Source organism: Ferrovibrio terrae (genome assembly GCF_943371255.1).
Taxonomy (GTDB): domain Bacteria; phylum Pseudomonadota; class Alphaproteobacteria; order Ferrovibrionales; family Ferrovibrionaceae; genus Ferrovibrio; species Ferrovibrio terrae_B.
In genome coordinates, this window is record NZ_CALRUC010000010.1 from 1 (window position 1) to 18,646 (window position 18,646).

The 18,646-nt window shown below is 64.4% G+C and carries 21 protein-coding genes and 1 pseudogene; 20 read left to right on the top strand and 2 right to left on the bottom strand.

Annotated elements, in window-relative coordinates; genetic code table 11:
* The 20 genes and pseudogenes from AAG799_RS03870 to AAG799_RS03965 form a co-directional block, all read left to right on the top strand.
* Positions 1-240, top strand: a pseudogene (locus tag AAG799_RS03870) (ABC transporter ATP-binding protein); the annotation flags it as partial.
* Positions 241-275: 35 nt separating this feature from the next.
* Positions 276-578, top strand: a complete 303-nt coding sequence (locus AAG799_RS03875; protein ID WP_341894484.1) for an urease subunit gamma — start codon at positions 276-278, stop codon at positions 576-578.
* Between the two features lie 10 nt (positions 579-588).
* Positions 589-894 carry an urease subunit beta gene (locus AAG799_RS03880; RefSeq protein ID WP_341894485.1) on the top strand — a complete coding sequence of 102 codons (306 nt, stop codon included), beginning with the start codon at positions 589-591 and terminating at the stop codon, positions 892-894.
* 14 nt (positions 895-908) lie between these two features.
* Positions 909-2,672: an urease subunit alpha gene (gene ureC / locus AAG799_RS03885; RefSeq protein ID WP_341894486.1), complete on the top strand. Its 1,764-nt coding sequence runs from the start codon at positions 909-911 to the stop codon at positions 2,670-2,672.
* A gap of 3 nt (positions 2,673-2,675) precedes the next feature.
* Positions 2,676-3,260 (top strand): urease accessory protein UreE, encoded by a 585-nt coding sequence (locus tag AAG799_RS03890; RefSeq protein ID WP_341894487.1) that lies wholly within the window; start codon positions 2,676-2,678, stop codon positions 3,258-3,260.
* Positions 3,187-3,927, top strand: a complete 741-nt coding sequence (locus AAG799_RS03895; protein ID WP_341894488.1) for an urease accessory protein UreF — start codon at positions 3,187-3,189, stop codon at positions 3,925-3,927. The genes AAG799_RS03890 and AAG799_RS03895 overlap by 74 nt, the downstream gene beginning before the upstream one ends.
* Positions 3,924-4,550 carry an urease accessory protein UreG gene (gene ureG, locus AAG799_RS03900; RefSeq protein ID WP_341894489.1) on the top strand — a complete coding sequence of 209 codons (627 nt, stop codon included), beginning with the start codon at positions 3,924-3,926 and terminating at the stop codon, positions 4,548-4,550. Before AAG799_RS03895 ends, ureG begins: the two co-directional genes overlap by 4 nt.
* Before the next feature lie 13 nt (positions 4,551-4,563).
* Positions 4,564-5,367, top strand: a complete 804-nt coding sequence (locus tag AAG799_RS03905; RefSeq protein WP_341894490.1) for a DUF805 domain-containing protein — start codon at positions 4,564-4,566, stop codon at positions 5,365-5,367.
* Between the two features lie 60 nt (positions 5,368-5,427).
* The gene (locus AAG799_RS03910) at positions 5,428-6,264 is read left to right on the top strand and encodes a helix-turn-helix transcriptional regulator (protein ID WP_341894491.1); all 837 of its coding nucleotides are present in this window, start codon (positions 5,428-5,430) and stop codon (positions 6,262-6,264) included.
* Positions 6,265-6,338: 74 nt separating this feature from the next.
* Positions 6,339-6,782, top strand: a complete 444-nt coding sequence (locus AAG799_RS03915) for a nuclear transport factor 2 family protein (protein WP_341894492.1) — start codon at positions 6,339-6,341, stop codon at positions 6,780-6,782.
* A gap of 79 nt (positions 6,783-6,861) precedes the next feature.
* A complete protein-coding gene (locus tag AAG799_RS03920) occupies positions 6,862-7,530 on the top strand; it encodes a bifunctional 4-hydroxy-2-oxoglutarate aldolase/2-dehydro-3-deoxy-phosphogluconate aldolase (protein ID WP_341894493.1) in 669 nt (222 codons plus the stop codon).
* 1 nt (position 7,531) lies between these two features.
* On the top strand, positions 7,532-7,783 hold the full coding sequence (locus AAG799_RS03925) for a DUF1272 domain-containing protein (RefSeq protein ID WP_341894494.1): 252 nt from the start codon (positions 7,532-7,534) through the stop codon (positions 7,781-7,783).
* A gap of 17 nt (positions 7,784-7,800) precedes the next feature.
* On the top strand, positions 7,801-9,285 hold the full coding sequence (gene glpK, locus AAG799_RS03930) for a glycerol kinase GlpK (RefSeq protein WP_341894495.1): 1,485 nt from the start codon (positions 7,801-7,803) through the stop codon (positions 9,283-9,285).
* The gene (locus AAG799_RS03935; RefSeq protein ID WP_341894496.1) at positions 9,285-10,289 is read left to right on the top strand and encodes a dienelactone hydrolase family protein; all 1,005 of its coding nucleotides are present in this window, start codon (positions 9,285-9,287) and stop codon (positions 10,287-10,289) included. The genes glpK and AAG799_RS03935 overlap by 1 nt, the downstream gene beginning before the upstream one ends.
* 215 nt (positions 10,290-10,504) lie before the next feature.
* Positions 10,505-11,386, top strand: a complete 882-nt coding sequence (locus tag AAG799_RS03940; RefSeq protein WP_341894497.1) for a hypothetical protein — start codon at positions 10,505-10,507, stop codon at positions 11,384-11,386.
* A 566-nt stretch (positions 11,387-11,952) separates the two neighbouring features.
* The gene (locus AAG799_RS03945; protein ID WP_341894498.1) at positions 11,953-12,513 is read left to right on the top strand and encodes a F0F1 ATP synthase subunit delta; all 561 of its coding nucleotides are present in this window, start codon (positions 11,953-11,955) and stop codon (positions 12,511-12,513) included.
* Positions 12,513-14,039, top strand: coding sequence for a F0F1 ATP synthase subunit alpha (atpA, locus tag AAG799_RS03950; RefSeq protein ID WP_341894499.1), 1,527 nt, complete (start codon positions 12,513-12,515; stop codon positions 14,037-14,039). The genes AAG799_RS03945 and atpA overlap by 1 nt, the downstream gene beginning before the upstream one ends.
* A 25-nt stretch (positions 14,040-14,064) precedes the next feature.
* Positions 14,065-14,955, top strand: a complete 891-nt coding sequence (locus AAG799_RS03955) for a F0F1 ATP synthase subunit gamma (RefSeq protein WP_341894500.1) — start codon at positions 14,065-14,067, stop codon at positions 14,953-14,955.
* 45 nt (positions 14,956-15,000) lie between these two features.
* On the top strand, positions 15,001-16,425 hold the full coding sequence (gene atpD, locus AAG799_RS03960) for a F0F1 ATP synthase subunit beta (RefSeq protein WP_341894501.1): 1,425 nt from the start codon (positions 15,001-15,003) through the stop codon (positions 16,423-16,425).
* A 24-nt stretch (positions 16,426-16,449) separates the two neighbouring features.
* Positions 16,450-16,851 carry a F0F1 ATP synthase subunit epsilon gene (locus AAG799_RS03965; RefSeq protein ID WP_341894502.1) on the top strand — a complete coding sequence of 134 codons (402 nt, stop codon included), beginning with the start codon at positions 16,450-16,452 and terminating at the stop codon, positions 16,849-16,851.
* Between the two features lie 52 nt (positions 16,852-16,903).
* On the opposite strand, the gene bluB is transcribed toward AAG799_RS03965, so the two are convergent.
* Both bluB and AAG799_RS03975 read right to left on the bottom strand, forming a co-directional pair.
* On the bottom strand, positions 16,904-17,542 hold the full coding sequence (gene bluB, locus AAG799_RS03970) for a 5,6-dimethylbenzimidazole synthase (protein WP_341894503.1): 639 nt from the start codon (positions 17,540-17,542) through the stop codon (positions 16,904-16,906).
* Between the two features lie 6 nt (positions 17,543-17,548).
* Entirely contained in the window at positions 17,549-18,589 is a 1,041-nt protein-coding gene (locus AAG799_RS03975; RefSeq protein WP_341894504.1) for a TIM44-like domain-containing protein, read from the bottom strand.
* Positions 18,590-18,646 lie beyond the last annotated feature (57 nt).

Sequence of the window (18,646 nt, forward strand, 5' to 3'; positions counted from 1 at the left end):
CTGCTGCTGCTGGACGAACCCACCGAGGGCATCCAGCCCTCCATCATCAAGGATATCGGCCGGGTGATCCGCGAGCTGGCCAACCGGGGCACCATGGCGATTGTGCTGGTCGAACAGTATTTCGACTTCGCCCGGGCGCTCGCCGACAATTTCATCCTGCTGCAGCGGGGCGAGGTTGTGGTCGAAGGTGACGCTTCCCGGCTGGATGCCGACGACGTCCGCCGCTATCTTACCGTCTGACATTTGGTTCGCTTCAGCAGGGGAGGGGTGGCGGCATGAATTTGACGCCCCGCGAGAAGGATAAGTTGCTGGTCGCCATGGCGGCCGTGGTCGCCCGTCGCCGGCTTGAACGCGGCGTCAAGCTCAACCATCCCGAGGCGATTGCCCTGATCACCGATTACGTGGTGGAAGGCGCCCGCGATGGCCGTTCCGTGGCCGAGCTGATGCGCGATGGCGGCACCGTCATCACCCGGGCGCAGGTGATGGAGGGCGTCGCCGAGATGATCCATGAGATCCAGGTCGAGGCCACTTTCCCGGACGGCACCAAGCTGGTGACCGTCCATAACCCGATCCGCTAAGAGGCCGCCCATGATTCCCGGTGAGATCATCACAGGCGACGGCGAGATCGAACTCAATGCCGGCCGGCCCACCATCACGCTGGAGATCGCCAACAGCGGCGATCGGCCGATCCAGGTCGGCAGCCACTATCATTTCTTCGAGACCAACCCGGCGCTGAAATTCGACCGTGCCAAGGCACGCGGCATGCGGCTGGATATTCCCGCCGGCACGGCTGTTCGCTTTGAACCCGGGCAAACGCGGACAGTCAATCTGGTGTCCTATGCCGGCAAGCGCGAGGTCTATGGCTTCCGCGCCGACATCATGGGCAAGCTGTAAGAGGGGATGTAGAGATGGCAAACCGCATTCCCCGCAAGGCCTATGCCGGCATGTATGGTCCCACCGTGGGCGACAAGGTCCGTCTGGCCGATACCGACATCATCATCGAGGTGGAGAAGGACTTCACCTCGATGCCGCCGACCGCCAAGGCCGGCGAGGGTGGCTACTCGGCAAATACGCCGCTCTATGGCGAGGAAGTGAAATTCGGCGGCGGCAAGGTGATCCGCGACGGCATGGGCCAGAGCCAGATCACCAACGCAGCCGGCGCGGTCGACACTGTCATCACCAATGCGCTGATCCTCGATCACTGGGGCATCGTCAAGGCCGATATCGGTCTGAAGAACGGCCGCATCCATGCCATCGGCAAGGCCGGCAATCCCGATATCCAGTCCGGCATCGACATCATCATCGGTCCGGGTACCGAGGCGATTGCCGGCGAGGGCAAGATCATCACCGCCGGCGGGTTTGACGCGCATATCCATTTCATCTGCCCGCAGCAGATCGAGGAAGCGCTCTATTCCGGCGTCACCACCATGATGGGCGGCGGCACCGGTCCGGCGGCCGGCACCTCGGCCACCACCTGCACGCCCGGCCCCTGGCACATGATGCGCATGATGCAGGCGGCCGAAGCCTTCCCGATGAATATCGGCTTCCTCGGCAAGGGCAATGCCTCGCGCCCCGAAGGCCTGGTCGAGCAGATTGCCGCCGGCGCCTGCGGGCTCAAGCTGCATGAAGACTGGGGCACCACGCCTGCCGCCATCGACAACTGCCTGAATGTCGCCGAGCAGTATGACATCCAGGTGGCGATCCACACCGATACGTTGAACGAAAGCGGCTTCGTCGAAGACACCATCGCCGCCTTCAAGCACCGCACCATCCATGCCTTCCACACCGAAGGCGCCGGCGGCGGCCATGCCCCGGATATCATCAAGGTGGCGGGGCTGGCCAATGTGCTGCCCAGTTCCACCAACCCGACCATGCCCTATACGGTGAACACCGTGGACGAGCATCTCGACATGCTGATGGTCTGCCACCATCTCGATGCGCGCATCCCCGAAGACGTCGCCTTTGCCGACAGCCGCATCCGTCGCGAGACGATTGCCGCCGAAGACATCCTGCACGATCTCGGCGCCTTCTCGATGATGTCGTCCGACAGCCAGGCCATGGGCCGTGTGGGTGAAGTCATCATCCGCACCTGGCAGACGGCGGACAAGATGAAGAAGCAGCGCGGCCGGCTGCCGCAGGAAACCGGCGACAACGACAATGTCCGCGCCAAGCGCTATATCGCCAAATACACCATCAATCCGGCGCTCAGCCACGGCGTGGCGCATGAGATCGGCTCGGTCGAGGTTGGCAAATTCGCTGATCTGGTGATCTGGTCGCCGGCGTTCTTCGGCGTCAAGCCCGACATGATCCTCAAGGGCGGCAGCATCGCCGCGGCGCCGATGGGCGATCCCAATGCCTCGATCCCGACGCCGCAGCCGGTGCATTACCGCCCGATGTTCGCCGCCTTCGGCCGCAATTCGATCCAGTCCAGCCTGCTGTTCGTCAGCGAGGCCGGCCTGCAGAACGACATTGCCGGCAAATTCGGCCTGCAGCGTCCGCTGGTGGCGGTGAAGGGCACGCGCACGGTGACCAAGAAGGACATGATCCACAACAACTACATGCCCAAGATCGAGGTCGATACCGAAACCTATGTCGTGCGTGCCGATGGCCAACTGCTGACCTGCGAACCGGCCAAGGTGCTGCCGATGGCGCAGCGCTATTTCCTGTTCTGAGCGATGTTGCGCGCCGCCACTGTCATCTCCGCCACCCACTGGCCAGCCGCCGAACGCCGCGCCACCGTCACGCTGGCGCATCACGACCGCCATCGCCGCCGCATCCGACTCACTGCCGATGATGGCACGGCCTTCCTGCTCGATCTGGCGGAAGCCACCGTGCTGCGCCATGGCGACGGGCTCAAGCTGGATGACGGCGGCTATATCGAGGTGCAGGCGGCGCCCGAACAGCTGATCGAGGTCTCGGCGCCGACGCCCGAGCTGCTGGCGCGTCTGGCCTGGCATCTGGGCAACCGGCATCTGCCGGCCGAAATCCGCGGCGACCGCATCCTGATCCGCGACGATCATGTGATCGTCGACATGCTCAAGGGCCTGGGCGCCAGTGTGGCGGCGGTCAACGCGCCCTTCGATCCCGAGGGCGGTGCCTACGGTCAGCACAACCACGATCCCTCGCACCCTTTCGGCCTCGGCTCGCGGTATGGCAAGGGCGGCGAGAAGGCCGGCGGCCACAGTCATGACCACGACCACGGTCACGGACACGGACATCACCACCATCATCACGGCGATGACCACGATCACCACCACTGAGCTGTATCGCCTGCTGGCCTGGTTCTCGCCGAGCTATCCGATCGGCGCTTTTTCATACAGCCATGGCATCGAATTCGCCGTCGAAAGCGGCCGGGTAACGAATGTCGCCACGCTCGTCCAGTGGGTCGGTCATATCCTGCGCCATGGCGCCGGCTGGGTCGATGCCGTGCTGCTGAAAGAGGCGCATGCCGCGGCCGATGATCCCGCTCGGCTCGATGAGTTGGCCGATCTGGCCGCCGCCTGGCGCGGCAGTGCCGAAATGGCGCTGGAAAGCTGCCAGCAGGGCGGCTCCTACCTGAGTGTCACCCGCACCGCCTGGGGCGAGTCGAAAATACTGGATGCCTTCGCCGCCGTGCGGACCGACAAGCCGGTGCCGCTCTGCATCGCCATTGGCGTGGCCGCGGCGGCGCATGACCTCAAGGTCGAAACCGTGCTGGCCGCCTATCTGCATGCCTTTGCCGCCAACCTGGTCTCGGCCGCGGTGCGCCTGATCCCGCTGGGCCAGACCGATGGCCAGCGCGCCCTGGTGGCCCTGATGCCGGTGGTCGACAGCGTGGTGCCCTGCGCGATTGCCTGTGCGCTGGAGGATTGCGGCACGGCCTCGCCGATGGTCGACCTTATGTCTATGATGCACGAAACCCAGTATACGAGGCTGTTCCGCTCATGAGTTCGAATCCCCCCAGCAGCAATCCCCTGCGCGTCGGCATCGGTGGCCCTGTCGGCTCGGGCAAGACCGCGCTGGTTGAGCGGCTCTGCCGCCATCTGCGCGACGACTGGAACATCGCCGTCGTCACCAACGACATCTACACCAAGGAAGATGCCGAATTCCTCACCCGGGCCGGCGCGCTCGATCCCGCCCGCATCGCCGGCGTCGAGACCGGCGGCTGCCCACATACGGCGATCCGCGAGGATGCCTCGATCAATCTGGCCGCCGTCGCCGACATGCAGAAGCGTTTCCCCGGCCTCGATGTGATCTTCGTGGAATCCGGCGGCGACAACCTGGCCGCCACCTTCTCGCCGGAACTGGCCGACATCACCATCTATGTGATCGACGTCTCGGCCGGTGACAAGATTCCGCGTAAAGGTGGCCCCGGCATCACGCGCTCCGACCTGCTGGTGATCAACAAGATCGATCTCGCTCCGCTGGTCGGCGCCTCGCTCGAGGTGATGGACCGTGATTCCAGGAAGATGCGCGGCACCCGGCCCTTCATCTTCGCCAACCTGAAGGCGGAAAAAGGCGTCGCCGAGATCGCCGATTTCATCCTGAAAAGCGGTGGCCTGAAGGACTAGGATGCCGCTAACCATGCGTTCCGTCATCGCGCGGTTGTTCCCGTTACATGGGCGGCGTAGTCCCGGCGGCTATGGTCGGGTCATGCTGATCTATATCCTAGTGAATGTCGTCGTATGGGGTGTAGCCTTGGCCACCCAGATCCGGCCGCTGGGTTTTCTGGCCATGCTGGTGACGGGCATATTTATCTTGTCCACCTATTTCACCGGTGCGCAGCGCTGCCGTGACCTGACACTGCCCGGTTGGGCGATTCTTGCCGTCTTTATTCCGGGATTTGGCTTCCTGTTGGCTGTTGCGCTCTGCTTCATCCCGGGGACCCGTGGTCCTAACAAATATGGCCCCGACCCACTTGACCCATTTGCTCCGGCCTTGCCGGCCGGCGCTGCATTGGCAGGAATGTCGAAGCCAGTTTTCTCCGACCTGTTCCGTGCGTCAGGTCGGCGCAACCGCAAATCCTATCTGCTGCTCCATCTGGCTATGATGGTGGTGGGCTTGGTTTGGGTCATCGCGGCGGTGGGTGCCTTGGCAGATATGAACACACTCGGCGTATCGCAGAGGGATTTGCCGCCGGTAATTTTGGTCATACAGATTGCGGCATTTGTCGTCGGCATTCCGATGACAGTCATTGGCATTCTGGCCATGGTGCAACGGTGCCATGATTTCAGCCGCAGCGGCTGGTGGGCTCTGCTCTGGCTAATACCAGGTATTGGGGCCATTTTCTGGATTGCACTATTCTTCATTCCCGGCACGCGCGGTCCCAACAAGTATGGTCCTGATCCGCGTGCGTCCACCGAAGCACTGGACCCCACGGCCGCCTGATTTACCTCCCAGGTAATTGCGGCGTGTACTGGGCCGCCATACCGTTTTACCATGAACGGCATGGAAACCTTCGCGCGCCCGTCACAGCTGCGCCCGCAATTCCCCGACCTGCTGCGCCACTGGCGCAGCGAGCGGCGCATGAGCCAGCTCGGCCTGGCCACCGAAGCCGGCATCTCCGCACGCCATCTCTGCTTCCTCGAAAAGGGCCGCTCGCAGCCGAGCCGCGAGATGGTCGTGCTGCTGGCCCAGGTGCTGGATATCCCGCTGGCCGGGCAGAATGCCCTGCTGGTGGCCGCCGGCTTTGCGCCGGTCTTCAGCGCAAGTGCGCTGGATGCGCCGGAGCTGGCCTCGGTGCAGCAGGCGCTCGATTTCATGCTGGCGCATCAGGAACCGTTTCCGGCCCTGGTGGTGGACGAGCACTGGGAGGTGCGCCAGCGCAACACGGCGACTGCGCGCATTCTTGGCGCCCTGCGGCCCCACTACACGCTGCCCGACGCCCTGGCGCAGAATGCCCTGCATGTGCTCTGCCATCCCGGTGGCATGCGGCCGTTCATGCCGAATTGGGAAGACTTCGTCAGTGCCTATCTGCAGGTGCTGCAGCGTGAGGCTACCCAGGGCCTGAGCCAGGCGGCGGCAAAGCTGCGCGACGAGCTGCTGCGCTACCCCGATATGCCGGCGGCGTTTGCGGCGCCTAAAGCCGATCATCCCATGGTGCCGATGCAGCTGCGCATCGGCCGGCATGATCTGTCCTTCTTCGTCACGCTCACCACCTTCGCCATGCCGCGCGATGTCACGCTGCAGCAGATCAAGATCGAATGCTTCTTCCCCGCCGATGCGATGACGGCGGCGCTGGCGCGCGCGCTGGCGGCAGAGCCGAAACTGTCCCTCTTCGATTGACCTGGCATGTAATTGCCTGACTGACCCGCGATGCGCGACACAGGGCGCCTGTTGTCGTCATCCCGGAGACCGTCATGACCCATAAAGCGCTGCCGGCCCTGCGCCGGCTCAATGCCAAATTCATTCATAATTTTGTCACGCGCGATGTCGCGGCCCAGGCCGCCATCATCCACCAGCGTTTCACCTGCATCATGCCTAACGGCCTGCGGCTCGACCGCGCGGCCTATCTGGCCTACTGGGCCACCGGCTTCGATCCCGATGTCATCACCTACTGGGACTATCGCGACGAGCGGATCGAGATTTTCGGCACTGTTGCGCTGGTCTGCGCCACCAACTGCTACACCCGGCGCCGCGACGGGATCGCCACCTCGGGGATGACGGTCTATACCGACACCTACCTGCTGGACGATGGCCTGTGGTCCTGCATCCAGGCACAGATCACCCCCATGCAGCCGGAATACTTCCCGCCCGACGATACCGTGATCCGGCGCTACCATCGCGGCGTCCTGCAGGACTGAGGCCGGTTTCCCGCCAGCCCCGGATGGCTTGAAGCCGGCGCCGTCCCGCGCGTATCCTTCCACAAAACAGGGAGGACACATGCCGGACAAGGTGAGCGAAAAGACCGCCGAGCGTACCGCAACGCTGGATGCCATTCTGACCCGCAGCCCGGTGATCCCGGTGCTGGTGGTGGAAGATGCGGCCGTCGCCGTGCCGCTGGCCCGCGCCCTGGTGGCAGGCGGCCTGAGCGTGCTGGAAATCACCCTGCGCTCGACTGCGGCGCTGGAGGCGATCAAGCGCATCGCCGCCGAGGTGCCCGACGCCGTCGTCGGTGCCGGCACGGTGCTCAATCCGGCGCAGTTCGCCGCCGCCCAGCTGGCCGGCGCGCGGTTCGTCATTTCGCCCGGCGCCACCGATGCGCTGTACTTCACCGCGAAAGACACCGGCCTGCCTTATCTGCCGGCGGTGGCCACGGCGTCGGAGATCATGCGCGCGATAGAGCAGGGCTTCACCCGCGCCAAGTTCTTCCCCGCCGAGAGCAGTGGCGGCGTTGCCGCGCTGAAAAGCCTGGGCGGCCCCTTCCCGGAGATGAAATTCTGCCCCACCGGCGGCATCACCGAAGCCAACCTGCGCAGCTATACCAGCCTGCCCAACGTGTTTGCCGCCGGCGGATCCTGGCTGGCGCCGAAAGACCTGCTGCAGAAGGCCGACTGGGCTGGCATCACCGCGCTGGCCAAAAAGGCCGTCTCCATCGCGAAAGGAAGCTGAGATGCTCGAACTGCGTCCGAACTGCGAATGCTGCAACCGCGACCTCGCGCCCGATGCGGCCGATGTCATGATCTGCACCTTTGAATGCACCTTCTGCCGGGCCTGCGCCGAAGGCACGCTGAAAGGCACCTGCCCGAACTGCCGTGGCAACCTGGTGATGCGGCCGGTGCGGCCGGCGGCGATGCTGGTGAAATACCCGGCCTCGCAGAAGCGGGTCTTCAAGGCCGAGGGCTGCGCCGCAGCGGCCGAATAGCGACGCAACAGCAGGCCATGGCCAAATACATCCTCGCCATCGACCAGGGCACCACCTCCAGCCGTGCCATTGTTTTTGACGCTTCCGGCCTGCCGGTCGCTACCGCGCAGAAGGAGCTGACCCAGCATTATCCGGCCGATGGCTGGGTCGAGCATGATGCGGAGGAAATCTGGCGCGATGTGCAGAGCCTGATGCGCGAGGCGGTGGCCAAGGCCGGCCTGCGCGGCGGCGATATCGCGGCGATCGGCATCACCAACCAGCGCGAGACCACCGTGGTCTGGGAGCGCGCCGGCGGCCGGCCGATCCATCGCGCCATCGTCTGGCAGGATCGCCGCACAGCTGATATCTGCCGGCAGAAGCTGGCCGATGGCATCGGCAGCGTGGTGCAGCGGAAAACCGGCCTGCTGATCGACAGCTATTTCTCCGCCACCAAAATCGCCTGGCTGCTCGACCATGTTCCAGGTGCCCGTACCCGCGCCGAAAAGGGCGAGCTGTGCTTCGGCACCATCGACAGCTTCCTGCTGTTCCGCCTGACCGGCGGTGCGGTTCATGCCACCGATGCCACCAATGCCTCGCGCACCATGCTGTTCGATATCACCGCGCAGGACTGGGACGACACGCTGCTCAGGGCCTTTGATGTGCCGCAGGCGGTGCTGCCCAAGGTATTGGATTGCAGTGGCGAATTCGGCATCGCCACTGCCGATATCCTCGGCCATGCCATTCCGGTCACCGGCATCGCCGGCGACCAGCAGGCGGCGGCCTTCGGCCAGGCCTGCTTCCAGCCCGGCATGATGAAATCCACCTATGGCACCGGCTGTTTCGCGCTGGTCAACATCGGGTCCAGGCTGGTGCTGTCGGAGCACCGCCTGCTCACCACAGTGGCCTACCGCCTGAACGGCCAGACCACCTATGCGCTGGAGGGCTCGATCTTCGTGGCCGGCGCCGCGGTGAAATGGCTGCGCGACGGTCTGAAGATTGTCGGCGGTGCGGCCGAGACGGCAACGCTGGCCGCAGGAATACCGGAAAATCATGGCGTCTATCTGGTGCCAGCCTTTGTCGGCCTCGGTGCACCCTACTGGGATCCGGATGCACGCGGCGCCCTGATCGGCCTCACGCTGGATACCGGTCGCGCCCATATCGCCCGTGCCGCGCTGGAGGCTGTGGCCTATCAGACGCGTGATCTCACCGCGGCAATGAAGGCCGATGGCGCGGCAAAGCCGACCGCCATCCGCGTCGATGGCGGCATGGTGGCGAATGACTGGCTCTGCCAGTTCCTCGCCGACATGCTCGATGTCGCCGTCGAACGGCCCCGGGTGATCGAGACCACGGCGCTCGGCGCAGCCTATCTCGCCGGCCTTGCGGTCGGGCTCTATGCCGGCCTTGATGCGGTGGCCTACGGCTGGCAATGCGAGCGTCGCTTCGAGCCGCGCATGAACGCGGAAACCCGCGCGCGTCTCTATGCTGGCTGGCAGAAAGCGGTGCAACGCGTGCTCAGTAAGTGATGCCGCTGCGCAGCATCCTCTGCCTGCTGTTGTTGGCGGGCTGCGCCGCGCAGGCCGACCGCGCCAGCACCGCCAATGGTGAAAAGATCACCTGGCCCAGCGTCGTCTGTGCCGGCGCGCCAGTCATCTGCAATCGCATGGAGGGCGCCGGCTATTTCTTCGCCCAGCCCGGGGCGAGGGTTGCCGTGCTGATCTCGCATGGTTCGCAGGGACTCGATTTGCGCCTGTTCGAATATGCCGATGCGCTGCGTCAGGCCGGCTTTGCCGCGCTGGTGATCGACCACTGGACTCCGCGCGGCATCACCGTCACGCATCAGGATTATGTTGCCGCATCGCTCAGAGGCGGCAACGAGCTGAATATGGCCTTCGACAGCCTCACCGCGGCAGCCTGGCTGCGCAGCCAGGGCTATGACCGGATCGGCAGCATCGGCGAATCCCAGGGTGGTGGCGCGGCCATCATGCTGACCCAGAAATTCGTCCATGAGCTGGTCAATCGCAATGTCAGCCGGATTTACGCGCGGCCCTTCGCGACGCAGCCGCTGGATGCCGTGGTTGGCCTGTATGGCTATTGCGGCATCCGCAATGCCCTGCGCGATGCCTATGTCGCCACCCCCGTCCTGTTCGTCACCGGCGCCGCCGATGACGAAACGCCAAGCCGCTACTGCGAGCGCTATGTGCCATGGATGAATGCGCGCGGCGGCAAGGCCGATATCGTGGTGCTGCCGGGCGAGGGGCACAGTTTCGACGCGCCCTACCGGCGCCGTCTCAATCCGACCGGACCGCATTATGCCAACTGCGACATCCTTATCGATGCCGGCGGGGTGACCGATCTCACTAGTGGCGAAACCATGCCGGGGCAGGATACCCGGCCGCTGATGGCGAAATGCCTGCGGTTCGGCGGTTACCACAGCGGCTATCGCAGCGACCGTTTCGTTGCCGTGCCGCATTGGATCGGGTTCTTCCGGCGTCATATGCACGATAAGCAGGGCGTTCCGGCTGATTAAGGTTAACCGCAATTGTTAACCTTAACGCCCGGCTATTTCGGTCGCTTCAGGCCGTAAACCGCAAAAACAACTTGTCGGTGTTCATCCATCAGGGTTAAATATTTCTGCGTTTCCGAAGTATTCGGACGCGCGTCGTTAAGCCTAACAGATCGTCCCGTTCGACAGACCGTAAAGCTGACGACTGGTTGACGCTGATCCAGAATGAGATCGGGGCCATGATTTCGGCGAACACAAACACCAGTGCCTATGCCGCACTGTCGACCATGCGCTCGACAGAGACTGGACTCGGCATCATTTCCAAACGCATCCAGACCGGCTTGCGCATCAACGACGCGGGCGACGATGGCGCGATCTTTTCCATTGCCCAGGGCGTGCGCGCCAATGTGCGCGCTTATGCTGCCGTGCAATCCTCGCTTGCGGGCGGCATTGGTCTCGGCGAAGTGACCCTGGCGGCGATCAGCGGCATCTACAGCGTGGTCGGCGATATCAAGGCCAAGATTGCCAGCCTGGGCGACGGTTCGCTGGCACAGCCGCAGCTCGATACCTATCGCGGCGACGTGGCCCGCCTGATTGAGCAGGTCAACACCTATATCGGCCAGGCCACCTATAATGGCCGCAACATCCTGCGCGGCGATGCCACAAACACGCCGATCGATTTCATCGCCGATATCTCTGGCACGCAGCTGTCCTATTCGGTCAGCCACTCGCTGAGCCTCGATGCGGATGAATTTCTTGGGCCTTCGGTGCTGGTGGTCTCGGCCACCGATGTGTCCGAGGCGATTGGCGGCAATCCGCCCGATATTGCCACGGCACAGGATTCGCTCGCTCGTTTCGAGGCCCAGTTGATGGATCTCGGCCAGGTGATATCGGCACAGAAGCGCGCCATGGAGGCCCAGCGCGGCTTCGTCGATAATCTGGTCGATGCCATGAAGCAGGGGCTTGGCCTGCTGATCGATGCCGATGTGGCGGCTGAAAGTGCCAGCCTGCAGTCCAGGCAGGTGGCGCAGCAGCTCACCATGGAATCGCTCAGCATCGCCAACCGCACCTCGGCGGGTGCCATCAGCCTGCTGCTGGTCCAGGCCGGCGCCCGGACCTGACGCCGGCGCTTTCCACCATCCCGGACGGAAGAAAAAACTGCGCCGGCCGTGCGGCCAGCATGTTCTTTATTTGTTCGTATTTTTGTGGTATATTGAATTGCGGCTGCCCCTATGGGCCGCTGGGCAGGGTGCCGCAGCCGGAGCGGCGAACCTCAACGAACCTCAACGAACCTCAACGAACCCGAACGAACCCGAACGAACCCGAACGGACCTGAACGGACCCCAACGGACCCCAACGAACCTCAACGAACCTGGGCGAACATCGACCACCCTGATTTTTAGCGGCCTTTTCGTGCGCGGAGCGCACGCCAGGCGGCCTGATCGTGGCGCGGCGGGGAACTGCGGCAAAAGGCGTAGGTTGCAGTGCGGGCCTCGCTGTTGCGCCGCCCAGACCCGTATGCTACGTAAACCCGGCTTTCGCGCCGGGGGGCCGTAAAAAAGCTATAGCTACCCCGTAAAATCCTTAAGTCGGTCAATGTCTTAAGCGGAGCGTCGGGAGGCTGGCCCCAGATCTTGGTGGCGAGTCCCGATCGGCGGCTCCGGTTCATGAAGCAGAAGGGTCGTTCGTGGCTCAGGAAACCTCTCTTGTTACCGGCATTGCCGGCCGCTACGCGACAGCGCTGTTCGATCTGGCGCGTGACGCAGGCCAGCTCGATGCCGTCGCCAAGGATCTCGATGCCCTCTCGGCCATGCTGGCCGACTCCGCCGATCTCGTCCGTCTGGTCCGTTCGCCGGTGTTCAGCCGCGACGAGCAGGCCAGGGCGATCGGCGCGGTGGCCGAAAAAGCCGGCATCGGCGATCTGGTCCGCCGCTTCCTCGGCGTCGTGGCATCCAACCGTCGCCTGTTCGTGCTGGCCGACGTGATTGCCGGCTTCAAGCGGCTGCTCAGCCATCATCGCGGCGAAGCCATTGCCGATGTCGTTTCGGCGGTGCCGCTGAACGACGCGCAGCTCGCCCAGATCAAGTCTTCGTTGTCGTCGGCCGCCGCCGGCAATGTCGTGATCAACGCCAAGGTCGATCCCTCGCTGATCGGCGGCCTGATCGTGAAATTTGGATCGCGCATGATCGATGCGTCGGTCCTTACCAAGCTCAACAGTCTCAAGACCGCCATGAAAGGTGTTGCGTGATGGATATCCGCGCCGCAGAGATTTCTGAAATCCTGAAGAGCCAGATCAAGAATTTCGGCGCCGAAGCCGAAGTTTCCGAAGTCGGTCAGGTTCTGTCCATCGGCGACGGCATCGCCCGCGTCCATGGCCTCGACAAGGTCCAGGCCGGTGAGATGGTCGAGTTCCCCGGTGGCGTGAAGGGCATGGCGCTGAATCTCGAAACCGACAATGTCGGCGTCGTGATTTTCGGCGACGACCGCGGCATCAAGGAAGGCGACACCGTCAAGCGGACCGGCGCCATCGTGGACGTTCCGGTTGGCAAGGGTCTGCTGGGCCGCGTCGTCGACGCGCTGGGCAATCCGATCGACGGCAAGGGCCCGCTGACCGACGTCAAGCGCGCCCGCGTGGAAGTGAAGGCGCCGGGCATCATCCCGCGCAAGTCGGTGCATGAGCCGATGCAGACCGGCCTGAAGGCGCTCGACGCGCTGGTTCCGGTCGGCCGCGGCCAGCGCGAACTGATCATTGGCGATCGCCAGACCGGCAAGACCGCCGTTGCGATCGACGCCATCCTGAACCAGAAGGCCACCAACAAGGGCGACGACAAGAAGAAGCTCTTCTGCATCTATGTCGCCATCGGCCAGAAGCGTTCGACGGTTGCCCAGGTCGTGAAGACCCTGGAAGAAGCCGGCGCCATGGAATACTCGATCGTGGTGGCTGCCACCGCGTCCGAGCCGGCGCCGCTGCAGTTCCTGGCGCCCTATACCGGCTGCGCCATGGGCGAGTTCTTCCGCGACAACGGCATGCATGCCGTGATCGTGTATGACGATCTGTCCAAGCAGGCTGTCGCCTATCGCCAGATGTCGCTGCTGCTGCGCCGCCCGCCGGGCCGCGAAGCCTATCCGGGCGACGTTTTCTACATCCATTCGCGCCTGCTCGAGCGCGCCGCCAAGATGTCGGACAAGAATGGCGCCGGCTCGCTCACCGCGCTGCCGGTCATCGAGACCCAGGCGGGTGACGTGTCGGCCTACATTCCGACCAACGTCATCTCGATCACCGACGGCCAGATCTTCCTCGAGACCGAGCTGTTCTATAAGGGCATCCGTCCGGCCATCAACGTCGGCCTATCGGTCAGCCGCGTCGGTTCGGCCGCGCAGATCAAGGCGATGAAGCAGGTTGCCGGCTCGATCAAGCTGGAACTCGCGCAGTATCGCGAAATGGCCGCCTTCGCCCAGTTCGGTTCGGATCTCGATCCGGCGACCCAGCGCCTGCTGAACCGCGGCGCCCGCCTGACCGAGCTGCTGAAGCAGGCGCAGTACCAGCCGCTGCCGGTTGAAGAACAGGTCGTCTCGATCTATGCCGGCGTGAAGGGCCATCTCGACAAGCTGCCGGTCAGCAATGTCGGCCGCTTCGAGCAGGCCCTGCTCAGCACGATCAAGTCCAAGCATCCGGACATCCTCTCGGGTATCCGCGAGCAGCAGGCCCTGACGCCGGACCTGGAAGCAAAACTGAAGGCCGTGCTCGAAGAGCTCGCCAAGACCTTCGCCTGAACGCCTGAACCAAGGGTAGAGCTTCATGCCTAGCCTCAAGTCACTGCGCGTTCGGATCAACTCGGTCAAATCGACCCAGAAGATCACGAAGGCGATGAAGATGGTGGCAGCCAGCAAGCTGCGCCGTGCCCAGGAGGCCGCCGAAGCGGCGCGTCCTTATGCTGAGCGTATGGCGAGCATCATGGCCTCGCTGTCGGCGGCCCAGACGGGTTCCGACACCGCACCGAAGCTGATGATCGGTACCGGCAAGGATCAGGTGCATCTCCTGATCGTCGCCACCGCCGAACGCGGCCTGTGCGGTGCGTTCAACTCGTCGATCGTCAAGCTGGCCCGCCGCAAGATCGAGGAGCTGACCGCTCAGGGTAAGACGGTCAAGATTCTCTGTGTCGGCAAGAAGGGCCGCGACCAGCTGCGTCGCGACCATGCCTCAAAGATCGCCGACACCGTCGACCTGTCGAAGTCCAAGAAGATCGGCTTCACCGACGCGCAGGACATCGCGGATCGCGTGCTGGCGATGTTCGAGGCCGGCGAGTTCGATGTCGCGCATGTCTTCTATAACAACTTCAAATCGGTGATCAGCCAGATCCCGACCGCCCAGCAGCTGATCCCGGCCATGATTGCCGGCACGAATGCTGCTGCGGGCGCTCCGGACCTCGGCGGTGGGATTTACGAATTCGAGCCGGACGAGGAAACCATTCTCGACCAGCTGCTGCCGCGCAACCTGTCAATGCAGGTTTACCGTGCACTGCTGGAGAATGCGGCTTCCGAGCAGGGCGCCCGCATGTCCGCGATGGACAACGCGACGCGCAATGCCGGCGAGATGATCAAGAAACTCACGACCGTCTACAACCGGTCGCGTCAGGCCCAGATCACCAAAGAACTTATCGAAATCATCTCCGGCGCCGAGGCGGTCTAAGACCGCGCGCTGGACGAGACGGAAAAGAGAGAGCGGAGCAGCATCATGGCTACGAACAAGACGGGTCGCATTACCCAGGTCATCGGCGCGGTTGTCGACGTGCAGTTCGACGGTTACCTGCCGGCGATCCTGAACGCCTTGCATTGCACCAACCAGGGCAACCATCTGGTGCTCGAAGTGGCGCAGCATCTGGGCGAACAGACCGTCCGCACCATCGCGATGGACTCGACCGACGGTCTGGTCCGCGGCATGGAAGTCACCGACACCGGCAGCCCGATCTCGGTGCCGGTCGGTCAGGAGACGCTCGGCCGCATCATCAACGTGATCGGCCAGCCGATCGACGAGCGCGGCCCGATCAACGCCAAGCATGCCGCGCCAATCCATGCGCCGGCCCCGGAATACGTCGACCAGTCGACTGAACAGAAGGTGCTGGTCACCGGCATCAAGGTCGTCGACCTGCTCGCGCCCTACTCGAAGGGTGGCAAGATCGGCCTGTTCGGCGGCGCCGGCGTCGGCAAGACCGTGCTGATCATGGAGCTGATCAACAACATCGCGAAGACGCACGGTGGCTACTCGGTGTTTGCCGGTGTCGGCGAGCGTACCCGCGAGGGCAACGATCTTTATCACGAAATGATGGAATCGGGCGTTATCAAGACCGATGGCCCGGGCTCGAAGGTCGCCCTGGTGTATGGCCAGATGAACGAGCCGCCGGGCGCCCGCGCCCGCGTCGCGCTGACCGGTCTGACGCTGGCGGAATACTTCCGCGACCAGGAAGGCCAGGACGTGCTGTTCTTCGTCGACAACATCTTCCGTTTCACCCAGGCGGGTTCGGAAATGTCGGCGCTGCTCGGCCGTATTCCTTCGGCGGTGGGTTATCAGCCGACGCTGGCCACCGACATGGGCATGCTGCAGGAGCGCATCACCTCGACCCATAAGGGCTCGATCACCTCGGTGCAGGCGATTTACGTGCCCGCCGACGACTTGACCGATCCGGCGCCCGCCACCTCGTTCGCCCATTTGGACGCGACCACCGTGCTGTCGCGCCAGATCGCCGAACTCGGCATCTATCCGGCGGTGGATCCGCTCGACTCGACCTCGCGCATTCTCGATCCGCGCATCGTCGGCGACGAGCATTACGACATCGCCCGCCGCGTGCAGTCGATCCTGCAGAGCTACAAGTCGCTGCAGGACATCATCGCCATCCTGGGCATGGACGAGCTGTCGGAAGAAGACAAGCTGACCGTGGCCCGCGCCCGCAAGATCCAGCGCTTCCTGTCGCAGCCCTTCGACGTCGCGCAGGTGTTCACCGGTTCGCCGGGCGTGCAGGTGCCGCTGGCCGAGACGATCCGCGGCTTCAAGGAAATTGTCGAAGGCAAGCACGATCATCTGCCGGAGTCGGCCTTCTACATGGTCGGCACCATCGACGAGGCGATTGCCAAGGCGAAGAAGCTGGCCGCCGAAGCGGCCTGAGCCCTTCGCGCAAAGGAGTAGACCATGGCGGAAAGCGTCAGGTTCGAACTGGTCTCGCCCGAGAAGCTGCTTCTCGCGGTCGATGCCGAGATGGTGGTGGTGCCCGGTGAGGCCGGCGACTTCGGCGTGCTGCCGGGTCACAGCCCGCTGATCTCCACCATTCGCAACGGCGTCATCGAGGTGACGGTGAACGGCAGTGTCACCGAGCGCATCTTCGTCGCCGGCGGCTTTGCCGAAGTGGCGAACGACAAGCTGACCGTGCTGGCCGAAGAGGCCGTGCCGGTGAAGCAGATCGACCGTGCCAAGGTCGAGGCGGCGCTGAAGGATGCCCGTGAAGACGCCGAAGACGCCAAGGATGACCATGCCAAGGCGCGTGCCGCGGCCCGGGTCGAGAAATACACCGCCATGCTGGACGCCGCGGCGTAAGTTTCACCAGATAGACTATCGGGATGGCCGGGCTTGCCCGGCCATTTTCGTTTCAGCGCCGGATGATCTGCTCGCTGACGTCGCGCCGGTGCTCCCAGCCGGCGCGCTGCAGTTCCGGCGTCGCCTGTTCGTCCTCGGGCCCGCCGACGCAGAGATAGGCGACCAGCTTCCAGTCGGGCTCGACCTCCAGCTCGCGGGTCAGTGCTTCGGGCTCGAAGATCGAGACCCAGCCGGCGCCCAGGCCGGCCGCGCGGGCGGCGAGCCAGAAGCCGTAGACCGCCATCACGGCCGAGTAATCCAGCATCTCGGGCATGGTGCGGCGGCCTAGGCCATGGCCCTGCAGAGTGGCCTCGTCGCAGAAGACCGCCAGATGCACCGGCGCTTCCTTCAGGCCGGCGAGTTTCAGCGAGGCATAAAGCTTCGCCTGCTCGCCGCTGTAATCGCCGAGCGCCTCGGCATTGGCGCGCTCAAAGTTTGCCACCACCTTGGCGCGGCGGCCGGCATCCTCCACCAGCACGAAGCGCCAGGGCTGGCTGTTGCCGACGCTGGGCGCCAGGGCGGCGGTTTCCAGCAGCCGTGCCACCAGGTCTGGTGGCACGGGGTCGCGGCGGAAGCGGCGCACATCGCGCCGCCACACCATCAGTTCGGTCAGCCTGGCCCGGAAGGCCTCATCGAAGACCGGTGGCGGCACTACAGATTAAAGCTCGGGCTGCTGGATGGCGCTGAGCAGCCACTTGCTGCCCGGCGTGTTGCTGGCGCGCAGGAAGGTCCAGATCTCGGTGCTCATGCCGCGCTCGGTCTTGCTGCCCTCGACAACCGTGCCATCGGGGCGGGTGGTGTAATCCAGCGCGCTCCAGCGCATCGCCACGGTGGCATAGTCGATGCCGTCCTCGCTCCAGGCCTCGGCCAGGTCGCCCTGCTCAAGATTCACGTCCGCGACATGATTGGTCAGGCCGGTGCTGGCCAGCAAGGCGAGTTCGCGGCCGAAATAGCCGACCATCTCCGGCGTGGCCTGCAGGCGCAGGGCTTCAAGGTCGCCCTTCGACCAGGCGGTCTGGACATCGCCCAGCGTCTGCTGGAAGGCCTCGAAATCGCTTTCGCCGATTTGCAGGCCGGCCGTGCGGCCAAAGCCGCCCGACGACGGGGTCATGTCGGCGACGCGCGCCTGGGTGGTGCCATGGGCCGGCGGAATGTCGGTGACTGGGCTGTTATAGCTGTCGCGGGTGTAGCCGCCGGGGATCCCAGCAGCAGCCGTCTGCGGCTGCTGGCCGCGCAGGCTGCGGAACAGGCGCAGGCCGAGCCAGATGGCGCCGCCGATCAGGGCGAACTGGAGCAGCATGCCCATCACGCCACCGAAACCAAGGCCGCCAAGGCCGCCTTCGCCGAACAGGCCGCCGCCGAACAGCAGGCCGCCAATGCCCATGCCGATCACGCCGCCCATCAGGCCGGCCATGAAGGGGCGCTGGAAGAAGCCGGCAGGCTGCGCCGCCGGAGCGGCGGCCGTGGCCGGCCGGGCGGTCTGCGCAGGGGCGGGCTGGGTGGTTGCGGGCGGAGTGGCGCTACGCTGGACCGGGGCGGCGGAGGGCGCGGTCGGGGTGGCCGGTGCGGACTGGTAGGTCTGGCTGCCGCGGCTGCCCATGCTGCCGCCGCGACCGGCCTTGGCGGCGGCGATGGCCGGCGCGAGGGCGATACTAGCGGCCAGGATGGCGACCAGGAGAGACGTGCGCTTGCGGATCATTTTTCCCTGCCCCTTTGCGATGCCCGGATGTTTATGCCGAGTTTATTTTATGTAAGC